At 53.7% G+C, this 3,756-nt stretch carries 2 protein-coding genes; both read left to right on the top strand.

What is annotated here, in order from left to right; genetic code table 11:
• The coding region (locus tag AC1DUO_RS23670) for a Tc toxin subunit A-related protein (protein WP_477989038.1) at positions 1-2,764 on the top strand (2,764 nt) is incomplete at its 5' end.
• A 49-nt stretch (positions 2,765-2,813) separates the two neighbouring features.
• On the top strand, positions 2,814-3,756 hold a 943-nt coding region (locus AC1DUO_RS23665; protein WP_477989036.1), incomplete at its 3' end, for a SpvB/TcaC N-terminal domain-containing protein.

Here is a 3,756-nt window from a genome sequence, read left to right as displayed (position 1 = left end):
TACCAAGACGGTATTGAGTGGCTATTTGGGAAACTGGAAAAGTAGTACGCGGCTGGCAACACATGAATACGCTTCGGAAAACAGCCTGAAAAGATATTCACTTAATATTCCTTACACGATTCCTGCAGTGAACCAGGTGATAACGATTTCTTATGGCATCAGCCAAACCCTGAATGGCGTAAGTTATGGTGATTCGGTCATTCAAATCAGTTTTAAAGTGAAAGAAGGGCTGGCTGACTCCCCGACGTTAGGTTCAATCACGGATAACTCTCTGGGAACAGCCCAGTTTCTTGATTTCAGCCGATTCACATCGTCTATTTCACCCATCCGCCTCAACACGCTTTTCGCGAAAGAACTGGTCGCGAAGGCCAATATCAGCATTGATGCGCTGCTTGCCTGGGATACTCAGCTCACGCAAGAGCCTGCATTAACTTCCGGTGGCACCGCGTTACCCATGGATTTTAACGGGGCCAACGGCATCTATTTCTGGGAGCTGTTCTTTTATATGCCGTATCTGGTTGCCTGGCGGCTGAACCAGGAGCAGCAGTATGCACAAGCGCGTAACTGGTACCACTATCTTTTTGATCCCTCTGCGCGAGGGCGGGTCAGCAGCAATCCGCTATATCCGCAGCCTGATTACTGGAATTCCCGGCCGATTATCACACCGGATGTCACCGATTTGCTGGCGGATTCCCTGATCAACCCCCTGGATCCAGACAGTGTGGCGATGAGCGAGCCGGTTCATTACCGTAAAAATCTGTTCATGGTGTATGTGCGTAATATCCTTGATCAGGCGGATAACTTTTATCGCCAGCTGACGCCGGATGCGCTGGGCTGCGCAAGGCTGGGTTATGCGCAGGTCAGCAATTTACTCGGACCGGATCCCGCATTAAAGATTGTCAATCAGTGGCAGCCTAAGACGCTGGCAGAGGTGAGCGCCAGCCCTAATCTTGTATTGCGTAATTTTGAGCAGCAATTCACCCGCACCACGGCGTTGCCGCTGTTAAGCGGGGGACTTAATCAGGCCCTGGCCGTGCAGGATAACGAGAACTTTATTGCCCCTCTTAATGTGCAGCTACTGGCGTTCTGGGAAACGCTCAACGCCCGGCTGTTTAATCTGCGTCATTATCTGAGCATTAACGGGCAACCGATGAGCCTTTCCCTCTATGCGCCTCCGGCGAACCCGRCCCAACTGATGCAGCAGCGGGCGCAGGGTGGAAGCTTATTGCAGGTGGCGGGAGGAGCGGCGATCAATATTCCGGCTTATCGTTTCCGGGTGTTATTACCCGGCTTGTATAACGCGATTTCAACGCTGACGCAGTTTGGTAGCAGCTTGCTGAGTTTCTATGAGCGTGGGGAAAGTGCCGCGTTGCAGGAGCTGGACCAACAACAGGCGGTAGATCTCTCCGAATTTGCTATCGCCTTACAAGAGGAGGCGATTAACGAACTGCAGGCGGAGCGTGATGCCATGTTCGCCAGCCGTGAAGTCACCGCGCAGCGATTCTCGCACTACCGCACGTTATATGAGGATAATTTAACCGATCAGGAAGAGTCCGTACTGAACAGTTTGTCAGCCTCCGCAGCGCTGATGGCGGTCGCTCCGGCGATGTCCGTTGCCGGGGCTGCACTCGATATGGTGCCGAATATCTTTGGTCTTGCCGTCGGGGGCGCCAAATGGGGTGGATTGCTCAATGCAAGTTTCGACTCGCTTCACACTGTTGCGATGGTGACGCAAACCGCCTCGCAGCGGATCCAAATATCAGAAGAATGGCGCCGCCGTCGCGCTGAATGGAAAATTCAGTATCAGCAAGCGGAGGGCGAACTGAAGGCTATCGATAAGCAGCTCGACACCCTGAGTATCCGCCAGCAGTCTGCGCAAACATCCCTTGAACAGGCTAAAAAACAGCAACAAAACCTGCAATCGACACTGACGTTCCTTAACGCACGCTTTAGTCAGTCTTCTCTGTATAACTGGCTGGCGGGGCAAATGGCGGCTCTGTATTACCAGGCCTATGACGCTGTGATTTCACAGGCGCTGAATGCGCAATCGGCCTGGCAATACGAAATTGGTGATTTCACCACGATATTCATCAATACCTCGGCCTGGAATAATAGTTATCGCGGTCTGCTGGTCGGTGAAAATCTGCAACTTAACGTTCAGCAGATGGAAGCTGCCTGGCTGAGCCGTAATACCCGCCGTTTGGAGATGACCAAAACGATCTCGCTGCGTCAGTTGCTGGGCAGTCAGTTTGATGTGCAGCGTCAAACGGGCGCATTCAGCTTTACGCTCAACGAAACCCTGTTCGATAACGATTATCCCGGCCAGTATTTACGCCAGATAAAATATGTTTCTGTTTCGCTGCCTACCCTGATTGGCCCATGGCAGGACGTCCGCGCCTTACTGACACAGACTGGCAGCAGTACCTTACTGAAGCCGGATATTCTTGGCGTGCAATATTTGCAGGATCCCACCACGGGAAATAACAGCAATGTTATTGCGAATCTGCGCGCCAGTCAGCAAGTGGCGATTTCACGGGGCCTGACCGACAGCGGTCTGTTTGAACTCTCATTTGGTGACGAACGCTACCTGCCGTTTGAAGGCACCGGTGCAATATCTGGCTGGCAACTTACGTTCCCGAACCCTGCTCATACCGGGCAAAAAGCCCTGCTGGATGCGTTGAATGACGTGATTATTCAGGTGAATTACACCGCGCTGTACGGCGGCACCGCTTTTGAAGAGGATGTGCAAGCCACACTGGTGTGATTGAACAGGAAGTCAGTAAAAGTCGTGACATTCATTCTCAGGAGGCGGTATGCAGCAAACAGAAAAATCTTCAACGTTGCCGGTTAACGGTCTCTCTCTGCCAAAGGGCGGAGGCGCCATCCAGGGCATGGGCGAGTCGCTCGGAAACATTGGGCCGAACGGCATGGCCACTCTGTCTCTGCCCCTGCCTATTTCACCCGGACGGGGTTATGTGCCAGCCCTGACACTGAGTTACAGCAGTGGCGCGGGAAACAGTGAATTTGGTATGGGGTGGGGATGCGGGACCGCCAGCATCAGGAGGCGGACCAGCAAGGGGGTGCCACTTTATACGGGCGAAGACGTGTTTATCGGGCCGGGCGGAGAGGTGCTTATCCCGCAATACAGCGATGACGGACAGATCGTCAGCCGTAACGTATCACGCTACGCAAAGGTGACGCTGGATCAAACCTGGCGTGTCACATCTTATTTTGCGCAAATCACTGCCGGGAGTGACCTTATTGAGCGCTGGCAGGGCGTGCAAAGCGGCGATTTCTGGCTGGTTCATACCGCCGACGGCCAGCTTCATTGCCTGGGGAAATCACCTGCGGCACAACTGACTGATCCCGATGACCCCGGCCGCATTGCAGCCTGGATGCTGCAAGAGTCGGTCAATCCTGCTGGCGAACATATTTGCTATCGCTATAAAAAAGAAGATGCCGCCGGTGTCAGCCTGAGCGGGAATGAACAGCAACGGGAGCATCGTGCATTTATCTATCTGATGCAGGTTGATTATGGCAACCGAACGGCACAGGACGCGCTTTATGCCTGGGCGGGGGCGCTCCCGGAGGACACCCAATGGTTGTTCAGCCTGGTGTTCGATTATGGTCAGCGGAGTCTGGATCCGGCCGGACCGGTAGCTTATGCCCCCGTCAATGACTGGCTGGTGAGACCCGATCCTTTGTCCAGCTATGACGTTGGTTTTGAGGTTCGCTGTCACCGGCTCTGTCACCAGG

The organism is Rahnella sp. P4_A8 (genome assembly GCF_056402435.1).
Note: the sequence above shows the minus strand (reverse complement) of the source record. Positions and strands in the feature narration are given on the sequence as shown.